This is a genomic window from Hungatella effluvii, from assembly GCF_003201875.1.
Taxonomy (GTDB): Bacteria; Bacillota; Clostridia; order Lachnospirales; family Lachnospiraceae; genus Hungatella; species Hungatella effluvii.
Window position 1 is genome coordinate 123,382 of sequence record NZ_QJKD01000014.1, and the last position, 16,014, is coordinate 139,395.

At 51.1% G+C, this 16,014-nt stretch carries 15 protein-coding genes and 1 other annotated feature; of the genes, 5 read left to right on the forward strand and 10 right to left on the reverse strand.

Going from position 1 to position 16,014, the window contains the following annotated elements; translation table 11 throughout:
• Positions 1–126 precede the first annotated feature (126 nt).
• Positions 127–1,911, reverse strand: a complete 1,785-nt coding sequence (locus tag DFR60_RS22840) for a VanW family protein (RefSeq protein WP_110324956.1) — start codon at positions 1,909–1,911, stop codon at positions 127–129.
• 180 nt (positions 1,912–2,091) lie between these two features.
• On the opposite strand from DFR60_RS22840, the gene DFR60_RS22845 reads away from it, so the two are divergent.
• Together DFR60_RS22845 and DFR60_RS22850 are read left to right on the forward strand one after the other, a co-directional pair.
• Positions 2,092–2,955 (forward strand): PHP domain-containing protein, encoded by an 864-nt coding sequence (locus tag DFR60_RS22845; protein ID WP_110324957.1) that lies wholly within the window; start codon positions 2,092–2,094, stop codon positions 2,953–2,955.
• Between the two features lie 34 nt (positions 2,956–2,989).
• Entirely contained in the window at positions 2,990–3,244 is a 255-nt protein-coding gene (locus tag DFR60_RS22850; RefSeq protein WP_110324958.1) for a hypothetical protein, read from the forward strand.
• Here the strand turns inward: DFR60_RS22850 and DFR60_RS22855 are convergent.
• Genes DFR60_RS22855 through DFR60_RS22865 form a run of 3 tightly spaced genes read right to left on the reverse strand, consistent with a single transcriptional unit; the run spans position 3,241 to position 6,715 of the window.
• Positions 3,241–4,326: a P1 family peptidase gene (locus tag DFR60_RS22855; RefSeq protein WP_110324959.1), complete on the reverse strand. Its 1,086-nt coding sequence runs from the start codon at positions 4,324–4,326 to the stop codon at positions 3,241–3,243. The two genes, DFR60_RS22850 and DFR60_RS22855, sit on opposite strands and share 4 nt — an antisense overlap.
• 45 nt (positions 4,327–4,371) lie before the next feature.
• Positions 4,372–5,550, reverse strand: coding sequence for an AI-2E family transporter (locus tag DFR60_RS22860; RefSeq protein WP_110324960.1), 1,179 nt, complete (start codon positions 5,548–5,550; stop codon positions 4,372–4,374).
• A gap of 4 nt (positions 5,551–5,554) precedes the next feature.
• A complete protein-coding gene (locus DFR60_RS22865; RefSeq protein ID WP_110324961.1) occupies positions 5,555–6,715 on the reverse strand; it encodes an alanyl-tRNA editing protein in 1,161 nt (386 codons plus the stop codon).
• Between the two features lie 153 nt (positions 6,716–6,868).
• On the opposite strand from DFR60_RS22865, the gene DFR60_RS22870 reads away from it, so the two are divergent.
• Positions 6,869–7,126 (forward strand): hypothetical protein, encoded by a 258-nt coding sequence (locus tag DFR60_RS22870; RefSeq protein WP_110324962.1) that lies wholly within the window; start codon positions 6,869–6,871, stop codon positions 7,124–7,126.
• A gap of 127 nt (positions 7,127–7,253) precedes the next feature.
• On the opposite strand, the gene DFR60_RS30520 is transcribed toward DFR60_RS22870, so the two are convergent.
• Positions 7,254–7,403 carry a hypothetical protein gene (locus tag DFR60_RS30520; RefSeq protein WP_167437694.1) on the reverse strand — a complete coding sequence of 50 codons (150 nt, stop codon included), beginning with the start codon at positions 7,401–7,403 and terminating at the stop codon, positions 7,254–7,256.
• 74 nt (positions 7,404–7,477) lie between these two features.
• Between DFR60_RS30520 and DFR60_RS22875 the strand changes: the two genes are divergently transcribed.
• Positions 7,478–8,029, forward strand: coding sequence for a hypothetical protein (locus tag DFR60_RS22875; RefSeq protein ID WP_055655798.1), 552 nt, complete (start codon positions 7,478–7,480; stop codon positions 8,027–8,029).
• Positions 8,030–8,071: 42 nt separating this feature from the next.
• Positions 8,072–8,353, forward strand: a complete 282-nt coding sequence (locus DFR60_RS22880) for a hypothetical protein (RefSeq protein WP_002600080.1) — start codon at positions 8,072–8,074, stop codon at positions 8,351–8,353.
• Positions 8,354–8,364: 11 nt separating this feature from the next.
• On the opposite strand, the gene DFR60_RS22885 is transcribed toward DFR60_RS22880, so the two are convergent.
• The 5 genes from DFR60_RS22885 to DFR60_RS22905 form a co-directional block, all read right to left on the reverse strand.
• Entirely contained in the window at positions 8,365–9,171 is an 807-nt protein-coding gene (locus tag DFR60_RS22885; RefSeq protein ID WP_110324963.1) for a L,D-transpeptidase family protein, read from the reverse strand.
• Between the two features lie 80 nt (positions 9,172–9,251).
• On the reverse strand, positions 9,252–9,638 hold the full coding sequence (locus DFR60_RS22890; protein ID WP_110324964.1) for a hypothetical protein: 387 nt from the start codon (positions 9,636–9,638) through the stop codon (positions 9,252–9,254).
• A gap of 222 nt (positions 9,639–9,860) precedes the next feature.
• The gene (leuS, locus tag DFR60_RS22895) at positions 9,861–12,275 is read right to left on the reverse strand and encodes a leucine--tRNA ligase (RefSeq protein WP_110324965.1); all 2,415 of its coding nucleotides are present in this window, start codon (positions 12,273–12,275) and stop codon (positions 9,861–9,863) included.
• A 227-nt stretch (positions 12,276–12,502) separates the two neighbouring features.
• Positions 12,503–12,751: a binding site (T-box leader), on the reverse strand.
• A gap of 76 nt (positions 12,752–12,827) precedes the next feature.
• On the reverse strand, positions 12,828–13,733 hold the full coding sequence (locus DFR60_RS22900; protein WP_110324966.1) for a CPBP family intramembrane glutamic endopeptidase: 906 nt from the start codon (positions 13,731–13,733) through the stop codon (positions 12,828–12,830).
• 167 nt (positions 13,734–13,900) lie between these two features.
• Positions 13,901–16,003: an elongation factor G gene (locus tag DFR60_RS22905; RefSeq protein WP_002600085.1), complete on the reverse strand. Its 2,103-nt coding sequence runs from the start codon at positions 16,001–16,003 to the stop codon at positions 13,901–13,903.
• Between the last annotated feature and the right edge of the window lie 11 nt (positions 16,004–16,014).

A 16,014-nucleotide genomic window follows, 5' to 3' on the forward strand; every position in this document is an offset into this window, starting at 1 on the left:
AATTACGTACTATTTTAGGAACAATTCCGCGAAACACCGGGAACTGCCCGCTGCAGGCGGCCGCCTGTCGTTTTTAGGCCAAGAAAAGGACCGGATAAAATTTTTATCCGGTCCATAAATCGCCCTTTAGCTCAGCGGGCTCGGCGGAACTACGTTCTGTCCCGAGCTGTTTCCGCCGCTTCCGCCCGGCCCCTCCGGCTGTACCGCCTGGGTCGTGGTTGGCTGGGCAGCAGATGTCGGCTGCTCTCCCGGTCCCTGTCCGGGTACCGTATCAGGCTGTGCCGTAGTCGGCTGGGTCGGCGCTGTCGTCGCCGGAGTATCCGTCCCGCCGGAAGGCGATGTGTCTCCCTCCGAGGTGGCGATAGTGCTGCCTCCTGAAGACGACTCATCCGTGGCAGGAACCACCACGCCAGATGTGTTGCGCTTGATTGTCGCGGGCTTGCCGCGGTATGTGCTGTTGTGGAAGAACTCGTCGCTTACCACGACGCCGTCCTTTTTCGTCACCATGTTCGTCACCCAGCGGCTTCCCTTTGTCTCCGCCTTGACGATCTTCTCTTCTCCCGGCTGAAGGGTCTGGTCTTCTTCGTAAACCGGCGCCGGAGCATCCAGTTCCGCCGTCTTCTTGGAGGTCATGGAAAGTGTAACTCCCTTTTCCAGAATCGGGATACCCACAACGGAAATCTTCAGCTGCCGGTCTGCAAAGCTGGCTCTGAGGGCAATTGCCGTCGAAGAGGTGTTGATAAATTTCATATCGGGTCCGCCGAAGCTTACCATGGCGTCCTCGCCCGGCGTTACGTAAGAGGGTTCATAGCTGTGCGCATGGCGCTCTGTCGTCGTAAGACCCGAGAAAATGACCGCGTTGTAGAGTGTGGATGAAACCTGGCATACGCCGCCGCCCGGCTCTTCCACCAGTTCACCGTTTACATAGGCACCGGCCGGCCGGTACCCCTTGGCCTCGGAACGCTCTCCCGTGGCCTTATTGAAAGAAAATTCCTCGCCCGGCTGTAAGATCAGGCCGTTAAGCGCTTCGGCAGCCAGTTCGATGTTCTTGTTTCTGTCCTTGTTGGCCGTGGTCGTAGTGCTATAGGTTCCAATCACCTGATACAGCTCCTTGGCCTGTGCCTCCGTGATCTCCGGAGCCGTCTCCTTGCCGGTGGCTTCAATCACAGCGCTGAAATTTTTATCCTTTAACTGAGCCAGAATATCGGAAACCAGCTTCTCCTGGTCGATCACCAGACCGTTCTGCTCTCCCGAGTAGATAAACTTCCCTGCTTCCTTGTCGAAACCGGATACGGAACCGTTCTTGGCCTTCACGTCCCACTTGGCGGCGGCCTTCCTGGCCTCTTCCGCGGCCGCTTCGTCCAGTCCGTTCATATCCAGGGTATAGCTTTCCTTCGGTTCGCCTGTATAGATATCTCCTAAAAGTGAATCCACCTTCGTCTCCAGTAAATCGGCGACCTCATACGTATCATCCTTATACGTAATCTTCATGCCCCACTCATACTTGTCCAGAATCGCCTTTTTCGCCTGTTCTCTGGACATTCCGGTGATGGATATCCCATCTACGGAAACTTCCTTCTGAAGCTCCGGCTCCGGCTGGCTCGTCGTCTCGCCCGTCTCCACCTCAGCAGGCCTGCTTCCTACGAACTTCACTGCCGCCATAATCACGATCACGGCAACCACCGCGATAATGATCCCCAGCAGAATCTTCGTGATATCATACTGCGGACGCTTCTTCCGCTTTGAACCCCTTCCTGAACCGCCCCGCGGCTGGTAGGAACTCTTATATCTTGAGGACTGGCCCCTGCTTCCCTGGCTTGTCTTTCTGGAAGCTCCCGTTCCTGTCTTCCGTGTTCCCTGAGAGGAATAAGATCTTGATGTTCCACTCTGTCTGTTGCCTGTCTGACTCATCTATTTCACCTTTTCACATGATAGTGTATATTACATTGAGTAGTATACCATACTTTGTGGGAAATGCTATTACAAATTTATGAATTTTCTTAATTATTTTTCGTCGTTTTTCTACATTTTACAGAACGTAAAAAACATGTTACTATAGTATTACTAAAGTATTTCAAATTGGAGGTAATTATGGAACTCATCGATCTGCACGTTCATTCTAACGCCTCGGATGGCACGCTCACCCCGGCCGCCGTCGTCGCTCTCGCAGTGGAAAAAGAACTGACCGCCATCGCTCTGACCGACCACGACACCATCGCCGGCATCCCGCAGGCTATAGAGGCCGCCCGCGGCCTTCCCATCGAAATCATTCCCGGCATCGAGCTATCCTGCCACTACGAGGGGGAAGAAATCCACGTTCTGGGACTGTATGTAAATCCGGACGATCCCGCATTTCTCCGGGAAACCGACCGTCTCCTTATACTCCGCGAGAAACGCAACGACGAGATGATCCGCCGTTTTTCGGAGGACGGCATGGTACTGACCAGGGAAGAGCTCACCGCCGGCAATCCCGATACGGTCATCACGAGGGCCCATTTCGCCCGCGTCCTGATGGAAAAAGGATATGTCTCCTCCATGGACCAGGCATTTAAAAAGTATTTAAAATACGGCGGCCGCTGGTGTCCAAAGAAAGAGACCATCGAGCCCTCCTACGCGCTCCGGATCCTGACCGGCTGCGGAGCGTCTCCGGTCCTCGCCCATCCATACCAGTACCATCTCGGCGATGCAAGGCTGGAAGCACTGGTCGCCTCCTTAAAAGAAGACGGACTGGCCGGCCTGGAAGTCTACCACTCATCCAACAATCAGTACGAAAGCGGGAAGCTTAAGAAACTGGCCGTCAAATACGGTCTGTTCCCCACCGGCGGCTCCGACTTTCACGGGGCCAACAAGCCGGATATCGGCATCGGATGCGGCCGCGGCAATCTGCGCATCTCCGCACTGCTTCTGGACGACATCAAACAGACGCGGGCCAAGAACATAAATTCAAGAGCATAAATTCAAGAACATAAATATAGAGAGGATTTTTATTATGGAAGAATTATACAGAACAATCGAAGAAACGATCAAAACCTCTGGCTGCCCGTTCCCTGCCGACGGAGAAGAGATTTACAATGAAATCTGTGACGAGATCGAAAACAGGGAACCGGGTGCCTACGTCTTTTTCTCTAAGAAGACGGATGATACATTTTTTGAATACAGACTTCAGATTTTTGAGAATAACTTTAACTTAAGCAGCATCGATATCCATATCGCGGACAAGAACTACCACGTTGATTTCGATTAATTTGTCGAATCTGCCGCCTGATCTGCCGCTGCCTGATCCGCGGTGCTGAGCCCTGACAGCCATAAGTCCGTCAGGGAGTATCGTATCTCCCCCTGATAGCCGACTGTTGTCGACGCCATGGCCAGCGAATTTAATACTGCTTCTTCCACAGCTTCCGCCGCGGCCGTAAAGGCCGTGTCCAGGAGGCTTTCTTTTAAGATCCGGATGGTCAGGATCTCCGGATCCCTCTCTTCCGAAATCCGGTTTGCCGTCGTAAAACCGATCATTACGTCGCCGCTCCCGTGTCCCATGAAGGATCCGGTCCGGCTGAGCCCTACTCCGGCTCTCTTAATCACCCGCTTTAGCTGCCGGTCGGAGAGCGGCAAATCTGTCGCAATCACAGTCATGATGGATCCCCGGTCCAGCAAAGCCGGCTTCGTCTTCTTCTCCAGTTCTCTTCCCACCATCTCCCCGCAGATCATTAAATTCTTCGTGCTTCCAAAATTCGACTGCACCAGCGCGCCGACCGTATACGTCTTTCCTCCGAGTCGAAACTGCCTGGACGCGGAACCGATACCGCCCTTTAAGCCGAAGCAGACGGTTCCCGTTCCGGCGCCGACAGCGCCCTCTTCAAAATCCCGTTTCGCCTCCCGGACCGCCGTCCGAACCTCCTCTAAACCGATGATCCGCTCTTTTATCAGATTTAAACCGGAATCGTTGCACTCTCCCACAACCGGATTGATGGTGGTGACCTGGATTCCCTCCCGCTCACACTGCTCCGACATCATGTCGACCACCGCGTCATGTACCTTGCCCACATTGAGCGTATTGGTCAGCGCGATAAATGTCTCTAACGTCCCCAGCTCTTCAATCTGAACCAACCCCTGGCTCTTACCGAAGCCGTTATGGATGTAAGCGGCGGCTGTAAGCTTGTTTTTATAGGGGTTGTCTTCACACGGCAGAATCACCGTGACTCCCGTCTTGTGCTCCGCCGTATTCACGGTGGCATGGCCCACCGTCACGCCTGCAACATCGGTAATCTTATTGAGGGGTCCCGGCTCCATTTCGCCCGGAATAATCCCGTATGCACGGATTCTTTTCATCACTATTTCCTTTCCAATGCGTATTTTCTGTTCTTCCGGCTTTTATCATTTTGCGCGTCCGGGCTCTGGCTGCGCCTTCACCTTTCCACGGTTCTTTTTCTGCTCCTGGTTTTTCTTTTCCAGTCTCGCATAAACCGTTCCGCGGAGCAGAGAATACAGGACGGAACAAAGCGGAATAAAGATCAGCATGCCGGCGATTCCCATGGCGCTGCCGCCGATGGTAACCGCAACGAGAACCCAGATGGACGGAAGTCCCACCGAGTTGCCCACCACATGGGGATAGATTAAGTTTCCTTCGATCTGCTGAAGGATGAAGAACACCGCCACAAACAGAAGTGCATCGAGCGGCTTCACCATCAGCATCAGGAACGCTCCGATCACGCAGCCGATAAACGCTCCAAATATGGGAATCAGCGCGGTAAACGCGATCAGCACTCCGACTAACAGCGCATAAGGCAGCCGCAGAACAGACAGTGTGATGAAGAACATGGTTCCCAGAATCACCGCCTCGAGGCACTGACCGGTCAGGAAGTGGGAAAATGTATTGTATGCCAGATCTGCAACTGACAAAATATTTTCCGTGATCCTGTCCGGCAGAAACGCCCGCATCAGCTTCTTCATCTGAGCCGAAAGCGTCTCCTTCTGAAGCAGAATATAGATCGCGAATACCAGTGCGATTCCAAAGGTGGTCACGCCGCTGACGATAGAAACTGCCGCCGTTATCGTTGAATTCAGCACGGTGCTGGCTCCTGAGGAGAGGAATCCGATCACATCCTCAGAGAAGGATTTCCAGTCAATCTGGATTCCATTGATATAATCCAGGATTTCCGGATTCTGGGCGAATAAGTCTTCCGCCCCCTTCTTCACCCCTGCCAGGAAAACCGGTATACTGTTCTGCAGGCTCATAAATGTCTCGAACAGCTGGGGCATGACGACGAAAATGACTAAGAGCAGCAGGCCCACCACAAACAGCAGGGTAAGAACCAGGCTGATCGGACGGCGCAGTCTGTTGTTTTCCTTCATGGGAAGCAATTTCTCAATCCTGCGCATGGGGACGTTTAAGATAAACGCCATGACTCCGCCCAGTAAAAACGGTGAGATGAACCCGAAAATCATCATAAACACCGCAAAAACACGCCGGTAGTTCACACCGATCACTACAACCGCCACAGTAAATACGATAAGCCATCGCAGCTTCTTTATGTTGCTGTCATTTAATTCCATAAAATTACTCCTTTACCCGTTCTGTAAATGTTTCCAGAATCTCCTGTTTCGCTGCCTGAAAGGTACCCTGGGCCATGAGGGAGCTTCCGCCGCCTTTTCCGTTTAATTCTTTGTTTAAGTATTTGCTCAGTTCCCGCATATCGGAACTGCTGCTTCCTGCCGCATACTGGTAGCTGCCTTCCGTACCGGAGCAGACCAGGACCACACTTCCTCTGCCGCCCTCATAGAGCATGGTACAGTACTGGCGAAGCTGAATCGGCGCCAGCCCCTCCTCAAATACCGCCAGAGGCTTTTGGCTGCGCTCAAACTGTTCCATTCTGGCCGCAAACAGTTCCTGATACAGCTGATTGATCTTCCCATCCTTCATACCGCTTTCAATCTTTAACTTCTCCACGGTTTCCGTGACTTTCTCCGGCTTGGCGGAAAGCAGCACGGACAGCTCCGTCACCGTCTTCTGTTTCTTCTGGTAATCCTTAAGGGCGTCCATACCGCAGAGCATGGATACCCGGATACCGCCTTTGTAGTGAATCATGCCGGTGATCTTAAAGATGCCGATCTCTCCGGTGGTCATGACATGGGTGCCGCAGCATGCGCAGACATCGCCGTCCGGAATCTCGATGATCCGCACCTGTCCGGTCAGCTCCTTCTTGCTTCTGTACTCCATGGCGTCCAGCTCCCCTGCGGTTGGATACAGTTCCATAACCGGCAGATTCTCCGCAATTTTGCGGTTGACCTCATTTTCTACTGCCTCCAGCTCTTCCGCCGTGATCACTCCGTTAAAGTCAACGGTCACCTCCTCGCTTCCCATATGAAATCCCACATTATCGAACCCATACTTTTTATGTACCAGTCCCGAAAATATATGTTCTCCCGAATGGTTCTGCATGTATCCGAACCGTCTATCCCAATCGATGGTACCTGTAACGGCTGTCCCTGCCTCTAAAGGTCCGTCGGTCTCGTGAATAATCTCCCCTGCCTTTTCATGGACATCCAGTACCTTCACGGATCCCAGGCTTCCGGTATCTCCCGGCTGACCGCCGCCCTCCGGATAGAAGCCTGTCCGGTCCAGAGTCACCTGGAATCTGCCGTTCTTCCCCTGCCGGCAGTCTGTCACCACCGCCCCGAACGATTTTACATAGGGCCGTCTATAATATAATTTCTCCATATAATCTACCTCTTTTCCCGTTTGTAACTAATTATACACAAGTATTGGATAAGTTCAATCATATGAATTCTAAAATTTTACGAAAAATGTGGAAACAGTGGCAAGCAGGGTCACATACATTTAAGTGTAAACAATTTATTTGGAGGAACAAATATGAGTGATCTGGCAGCAACAAATTGTGGATGTGGATGTGGCTGTGAATGCAACAATGGGGGAAGTGGATGCAACTTTATCTGGTTGATCCTGATTCTGTGCTGCTGCGGCGGCGGCGGTGGTTTCGGAGGCGGCTGCGGTTGCGGCGGCGGAAGTAACTGCGGCTGTGGCTGCGGCGGAAGCAACGGATGTGATTTCATCTGGATCATCCTTCTTCTGTGCTGCTGTGGCGGCGGCGGTGGTGGATTCTGCTGCTAATACATGCAGAGAAAACATTTCCACGAAACATAAAGACTGCGGTCCGGATATTCCGGGCCGCAGTTTTTTGGTGTAACAGGAGTACTTTCCTGTTACACCAAAAGTCCCCCGGGCAGGCGGCGGTATATCACCGCCTCTGATTCTTCTCCTGCCCCGGCGCGGCCAGCGGATTTTCTCCATTTCCCCCGCGTCCGGGATTTCTGCCCTGTTTTCTCTTTACGCACTCGTCGTCAATTTCATATACTGCATTACCATCTATAATTAAACGATTTCTCATGTTTATCACTCTCCTGTAATACTAATATATGCGGCCGCATATATTGTCAACAAGAAAAGTAAGGATATCATGTTATGAACAACGAAAAAAATTCCCAGCCAGTTGACCTGGATTCCTTAATCGGTGATAACCATTTACAGATGATGAAGGCCGCCCTTCCCTATATGAGCGTGACCGAGCAGCGTTTTATCTCTCTCTTTGTCAAATTCAATGAGCTTCGCCGCACCGTAAAGCTGTTTGAGGACGAGGAGGTGGCTGCCATGGGCATCTGCTCCACAGGAGAAGACACCGAGAAGCCGGCTTCCCCCATCGATATGCTGGGCGCCATCAAACCGTTTGGTACACCGACAGAACAGGATTTAATCGATCTGATCATGAACTTTTTCCAGGGCTTTAAGCTGGCAGGGGCAGTATCCGACGCAGTTCCCGGGTCCATGGTACCGGATCCCGAGCCCACTGAAAATACGGCCAGGCAGGCACAGTCACAGACACCGCCTCCTCACCGCTCCGGCGGACCGTTCGGACGCATGTCCTTCGATCAGATCAAGAACTTTATTCCTCAGGAGCAGCAGTCCCGTCTGGAGACCATGCAGCTCATGATGTCTGCCATGCAGCAGATGAACTAATTCACCGCTACATACAATGAAAGAAAGGAAGTTTACCGCCCTATGAATACCAACTGGAAACAGGATCCCCGCTTAAAAGGCATGAACCAACAGAAACTTGAGCTGCTGACTACATTCGCCCAGGAGGTGGAATCTGCGCCGAAGGAACAGCTGATGTCCACGATCCTCACCCTGAATTTAAAGGCCAATGAAAAAGGCATCCATTTTTCCGATCAGGAGACGGAGCTGCTCGTCTCGATCCTAAGCGGAGGAATGAGCCCCGCCGAACGGAAACGCATGGATACCTTACGCATGATTTCTAAAAATTTATCAAAACGGAAATAAGACTCACGTCATTACTCCTGCTCCAACTGGCTGATATCGGAAACAATGACAATCCTGGTCTCTTCATCGACGCTCGTCACCAGCTTTTTCATGTACTCCTCGGACACCTTGACACAGCCCGAGGTTCCGGTATCGGCCGCTCCATTCATGCAGTGCAGAAAGATGGCGGAACCCTTCCCCGGCACGCGGTCACTGTTATAGTCGAGCGCCAGTCCATAGTTGTAGAACGGAACCATGGCAGCCATATGCTCCGCCGACTTCCAGTCTTTTTTTGTGCTGCGGGAATCCACCAGCTGGTTATAGTGACTGCTGCCAGGATCATCCACCCAGTAATCGGTATCGGTCAGCTGGTGATACGGCAAAATACTGCCCGGGTTTTCCTTTACGCCAAAGGCCATGGTAAAACGGTACGTTCCGAGGGGAGTCTTCTTATCCCCCTCCTTCTTGTCGACCGTCGCTCCGTTCTTTCCATATCTCCCCGCAGTCACAAATTCTTCCGTCCAGATGCCCTTCTCATCCTTCGTATGATAGGAAAGGCTGATATCCGCCTCCCCCTGTCCCACCACCAGGATCAGACTGTCCGTTTCCGAGGCAGCCGGTATGTTTCCCATAAGTTCCTGCTCCTTAGCGGACTCCTCTGTGTTTATACGCTTCAGGCCGATTCCAGGACCTGTCTCCTCTGTTCCGTTTATCCCCTCCACGGCCTGTCCAGTCAAACGTCCATCCGTCTGACCATACACAGCCGTTCCGGCGGCGCCGGCGTACGCAAAAAGGACCGCCCCTGTCATGACCAGCAAATATTTCTGATATCGTCTCATTCGTAAATTCCTCCGATTATCATATCTTATGCTGTCATTATACACGGTACGGTCCCTTTTGTCATGCCTGAACTGTTACGTTATTTTAATCTTACAACATGCTGACAATATATGTACACATTCTTAATTTTTTTAGCCTGCTCTCCTTCTTCCCCCAAAATAATTGGCTGTGTGCCTGATGGTGTAATGTACAGCTTAAATGCAATTCCATCCTGACCTACCTTCATCTGCCTGATCTGACGGTACTCGAACGTCCTGCGCTCGATACCCAGATATTCGTAAATGGCATTCTCCAAATCCTTGTCTTCAAAGCATTTGGCAATATCCTCTTCCGCATTCATATCCAGAATAGCTTTCGCTTCATCAAACGTCAGATTTGCAAACCGGAAATCCCCGTCTCCCAGTATATAGGCCAGAGTCTCATTATCAAGAAGCAACAATGGGTAACCTACGCTCGACTGCTCCATAAAATACCTCCTTATCTCCGTTTATTATAACAAATTTCTCAATTATCTGCTCTTACTATTATCATATCTATTTTTCTCTCATTTGTCAATATTTTCTGATTTTTTTGTTTTTGTTCGTTAATTATCAAACTATTGCATTTGATTTATTCTCACAGCAAGAGTCAATGCAAAAGTCACAACAAAAGACACCCTTCGGCTGCCGCCTCCGGGTGTCTGTATCTGCTATTTGCAAACAATATTGATAATTCTTCCAGGCACATAGATTTCCTTGACAATCGTCCCAGTCAATTTGTCTGTAACCAGCGCCTTGCCGGCCTCGATCGCCTCCTCTTTGGCTGTACCGGCCGGAAGCGTTACGACCGCTTTCGTCTTTCCATTCACCTGCACGGCCACGGAAATCTCATCTTCCTTCATGGCTTCCTCATCGCACACCGGCCACTGGGCATGGAATACGGTATCACTTCCCCCCAGCTGCTGCCACAATTCCTCTCCGATATGAGGCGCGAACGGAGCGAGCAGAATCACAAAGGTGCGGAGCGTCTCCCTGTCGATTCCTCCGGTCTTCTTCGCCAGCTCGATGAATTTGTTGTTATACTCCATAAATCCGGAGATTACCGTGTTTAAATTGAACTGGTTAAACCGCTGTTCGATATCAAAGATCAGCTTATTGCGGAGACGCACCATCTCTCTCGTCGGTTCGGTCTCCTTGTCCTTACTGTCCATGACGAGATTCCAGAAACGGTTTAAGAAACGACTGACGCCTTCGATTCCTCTGTCGTCCCATTCCGCATCAAGCTCCGGCGGACCGACAAAGAGTTCGTACATTCTCAGGGAATCACAGCCGTAATCACGAACCAGTTCATCCGGAGATACCACATTTCCCTTGGATTTGCTCATCTTGATTCCGTTCTTGCCGGTGATCATCCCCTGGTTAAACAGCTTTGTAAACGGCTCATCGAAATCGATGACGCCGATATCACAGAGGAATTTCGTGTAGAACCTGGAGTAGAGCAGGTGAAGCACCGCGTGCTCCACGCCTCCGATATACATATCGACAGGAAGATATTTATCCGCCTTTTCGCGGGAAACAAGCTCCTTTTCGTTATGGCTGTCCACATAGCGCAGGAAGTACCAGGAGGAACCGGCCCACTGCGGCATGGTGTTCGTCTCCCGCCTGGCCGGAGCGCCGCAGACCGGACAGGTGGTGTTCACCCACTCGTCGATGGCAGCCAGCGGAGATTCTCCCGTTCCCGTGGGCTGATAGCTTTCCACCTCCGGCAGAGTTAAGGGAAGCTGATCCTCCGGAACCGGAACATTGCCGCAGTGCGGACAGTGGATAATCGGAATCGGTTCGCCCCAGTAGCGCTGTCTCGAAAATACCCAGTCGCGCAGCTTGTAATTGACCGTTTTCTTACCGATTCCGCGCTCTTCGATCATCACAGGGGCTTCCTTCTTTAAGACGGAAGACTCCATTCCGTTCCACTCGCCGGAATTGATCATGATTCCGCTCGCCTCGGTATAAGCCTGTGTCATATGCCCGATCTCCACCCCATCTTTCGCAATAACCTGGATAATCGGGAGATCGAATTTCTTTGCAAACTCAAAGTCTCTGTCGTCGTGAGCCGGCACGCACATGATAGCTCCCGTACCGTAATCGGCCAGCACATAGTCGGAAAGCCAGATCGGCACCTTTGCGCCATTTAACGGGTTGACGGCGTAGCTGCCCGTAAATACACCCGTTTTTTCCTTATCCTGAAGACGGTCCACATTCGACTTCATGGAAGCTTCATAGATATACTTCTCCACCGCCTCCTTCGTCTCCGACACGGCGAGTCCAGCCGCCAGCTCATGCTCCGGGGCCAGCACCATGAAGGTCGCGCCATACAGCGTATCCGGCCTGGTCGTATAGACTTTAATCGCTTCTTCCCGTCCGTCCACTTTAAAATCCACTTCTGCGCCGTAAGACTTGCCGATCCACTCTGTCTGCATCTTCTTGACCTTCTCCGGCCAGTCCAGCTTATCTAAGTCATCCAGCAGACGGTCCGCGTAGGCAGTAATCTTTAACATCCACTGCCTTAAGTTTTTCTTCGTAACCGGTGTCTGGCAGCGTTCACAGCAGCCGTTCACCACCTCTTCGTTGGCAAGGCCTGTCTTACAGGAGGGGCACCAGTTAATCGGGAATTCCTTCTCATAGGCCAGCCCCTTCTTAAACATCTGAACAAAGATCCACTGCGTCCATTTATAGAATCCGGGGTCGGTCGTGTTGACCTCCATATCCCAGTCATATACTGCGGCGATCTCATTGATCTGACGCTTGATGTTAGCTACATTCTCAGCCGTGGATTTGGCCGGATGAACGCCCATCTTGATCGCATAGTTTTCCGCCGGAAGGCCAAAGGCATCCCAGCCCATCGGATGGATGACGTAGTGTCCCTTTAAAATCTGATACCTGCTCCAGACGTCGGAGATCACATATCCCCTCCAGTGTCCCACATGAAGTCCGCTCCCCGACGGATACGGAAACATATCGAGACAGTAATACTTCGGTTTCTTCCCGTCATTGATATTTACGGGATTCTTTTTCCAGTTTTCGCGCCACTTCTTTTCAATCGCGCTGTGATTGTATGATGATGCCATAACAAACCATTCTCCTTCCTAAATAAAAAATAAAATACGGCTCCCTGGAATTCCGCTAACAAAGAGTCCGGCCCGCCGGACTCACGCGCCGGAGCGCGGTCGCTTAAGCGGCCATACTTCCTTAGCGCGGAGTGCCCAGCCTCCCGGAGTTTTTTTTATTTCATAGGACAAACTTTCCAATGAAATAAAAAACGCGTCTCCACCGTCCAGGCCGCTCAGGCCATAACGATAGAGACGCGGATTCCTTCCACGCGGTACCACTCTATTTCATACAGAAGCTGTATGCACTTATCGGATACGCATTCATATCCTTCCCCCGATAACGGCTGGGATGCCGGCCGCACCTACACAAAAGCAGCGCTTCCTTCAGTGAGCAACTCCAAGGCGAGTTCAGCCATCCTTCCCAACCGGCTCGCACCATACGCCGGCTCTCTGCATGTTCCAGACCGCTTACTGTTCCTCTTCACAGTATTTATGCTGACTATGAATGTATCACACTTGTCGGAACGTGTCAACCGCTATTTATTATTTCCCTGCAACTCCCACGCCTGCTTAGGAAAGCAGAAACAGTCCCACGGAGACAAAGAAAAAGAGGATCATGCCCAGATTTAAAAACAGGGTCTCGAACCGCCTTCCTCTCGGGATCGCCAGCATCGCGGGTTTTAAGCGGATCTCACGGCGGTAGAGGATCAGGAATACGACTCCCAGCACAACGGCCGCGATCATGAAGATGCCATAGGCCATGGCAAACCAGATATTATCCGCTGCATGAAGCGCTACGATCGATCCCATAAAATTGATCACAGCATGGAATATTATGGTATAACGCAGCTTTCCCGTATTGATATAGACGTATGCAAACACGACGCCCAGCCCAAAGGCATAGAAAAACTGATAAAAATTCCCATGGCTGAGCCCGAATAAGACTCCCGACAGAATGATAGCCACCCGGTCGCCGTAATGAGCTACCCGGTCGATCAGCAGCTTCCGGTACAGAAGCTCCTCAAATATGGGAGCCGCCACCACTGTCAACAGGAAAATTACCCACGTATCCAGATTCTCGATCAGCTCGTTTACCGGATTTAAGAGAGGCTTGCCCTGGATTCCATTCACGATGCTCATGAGGACGGTTCCTATGATATTTCCGATGTACATAATGCTGATGCAGGCAAAAAAAGCAACCACCAGCCGCCCCGCGCCGAACGACTGCCTCTGCGGCCTGCACGGCGTTCTCATGTCTTTCACAATGAGCCAGCATATCAGCGTTCCGAACAAATACATGGGAATCGAGCCCAGGAGCACGATCCACGTATTCCAGTCCCCCTTCCACCCCATTTTATCAAGAACTCCGAGTATCAGCCCCGCCTCCGCCTGTACCATAAGTCCCACCAGCAGAAAGGCCGCGTATCCCACACCGAGCCTTGAACACGTTTTCTTTATTTCTCTTAAGTAATCCATCCGGTCACTACCTCCTGACTCTTCTTACCATCACGTTTCCAAGTTTATCACATCTGTCTCATGTTGACAAGAAATCTCAGGGGAAAGTAGAAAACCTGCGCAGGCCTGGAACAGAAATGAGGCGGAACGATCTTCCGTTCCGCCTCTCATTATCTTTATTCTCTTTCTTATGCCTCGGTTCTGTCAACCTTGGAAGCACGCTCTTCCACTTCACGCTTCTGAACATCGCCAGGAGCCTGCTCGTAGCGGCTGAACTCATATTCATACGTTCCCATACCGCCTGTCATGGAGCGGAGGTCTGTATTGTATCCGAACAGCTCAGACATCGGAACATCGGCTTCGATGATCTGCTTGCCGTTATGGTTGGAATTCATACCCAGTACACGGCCGCGTCTGCGGTTTAAGTCTCCCATAACATCACCGGTGAACTTATCCGGAACAGTAACCTTTAAGGAGGCAATCGGCTCTAACAGAACCGGGTTCGCTTCCATAAATCCCTTTTTAAACGCCAGGGTGGCCGCCATCTTAAACGCCATCTCGGAGGAGTCTACCGGGTGGTAGGAGCCGTCTGTCAGCGTCGCCTTCAGTCCGACAACCGGATAAGCTGCGAGAGGTCCTCTTAAGATACACTCTGCAACCCCCTTTTCAACAGCCGGGAAGTAGTTCTTCGGAACAGCGCCGCCGAATACAGTCTCCTCGAATACGTAAGGTGTCTCTAAATCGCCGGATGGCTCAAAGGTCATCTTAACGTCGCCGAACTGTCCATGTCCGCCTGACTGCTTCTTATATCTTCCCTGAACCTCAACTTTCTTTCTGATGGTCTCACGGAACGCAAACTTCGGTTTACTTAACTCAATCTCTACTTTATAGCGGTTTAACAGCTTGCTGACTACAACGTCCAGCTGCTGATCACCGATTCCGTATAACAGGGACTGATGGTTCTCTGTATCGGTAACTGCCTTTAAGGTCCAGTCTTCTTCTGTCAGCTTCGACAATGCGCTGGATACCTTGTCGTCATCGCCCTTTGTCTTCGGTTTGTAGCGCATATACGTATACGGCGTGGAAATCTCCGGCTTATGGTATACGATCGGCGCGGAACGGAGCGCAATGGTATCTCCCGTCTGGGTTACGGATAACTTGGATACGGCGCCGATATCGCCGGCCTTCAATTCCGGAACCTCGATCACGTCTTTTCCTCTGAGCAGATAGATCTTTCCGATCTTCTCCTCTGTATCCTTGTTTACGTTATAGATATTGGAATCCGGTTTTAAGGTACCGGTACAAATCTTCATCAGAGAATATTTGCCGATAAACGGGTCCACAATCGTCTTAAATACACGGGCGGAAAGTGATACGTTATCGTTATATTTGGCTGTAAAGCGCTCTCCTGTGGATACGTCCACACCGATACACTCGTAACGGTCCGGAGTCGGGAAGTACTTGTCGATTCCCTGAAGCACCATCTTCGCACCCTGTGCGTTAATGCCGGAGCCCAGCATAACCGGTACGATATTGCCTTCTATTACATGTTCCCGAAGTGCAGAAGAAATCTCTTCCTGAGTAAACTCATCGCCTGAGAAGTAGCGTTCCATATACTCTTCGCTCGTCTCCGCAACAGCCTCCATCAGCGCTTCACGCGCAATACCCAGGTTCTTCTGTGAATATTCAGGAATCTCACATTCTTCATAGTCACTGTTCACCGTGAATCTGCGGCCCGCCATCTTTACGACGTTGACAAATCCCACGAACTTTTCATTCTCACGAATCGGAAGATGGAACGGTGCAATCTTTCTGCCGAACTCTTTTTCCAGTCTCAGCAGCAGTTCACGGTAGCTTGCATGATCGTCATCCATATTCGTTACAAAAATAATACGCGGCAGCTTATACTTTTCACAAAGTTCCCATGCCTTATATGTACCAACCTCTATGCCTGCCTTGCAGTTCACCACGATAACCGCGGCGTCTGCAACGCTGATTGCTTCTTCTACTTCACCAACAAAATCAAAATAACCCGGTGTATCCAGCAAGTTAATCTTGATCGGACCGTCTTCACCCTGATACTCCAGCGGAATCAGAGTTGTGGAAATGGAGAACTGTCTCTTAATCTCTTCCTTATCATAATCGCTGATGGTGTTTCCATCGGTGATCTTTCCCATTCTGCTGACAGCTCCTGTAATCAGTGCCATCGCCTCTGCGAGTGTCGTCTTACCCGCGCCTCCGTGGCCGAGTAATACAACGTTACGGATTTGTTTGGTTCCATACACGTTCATAAACATTCCTC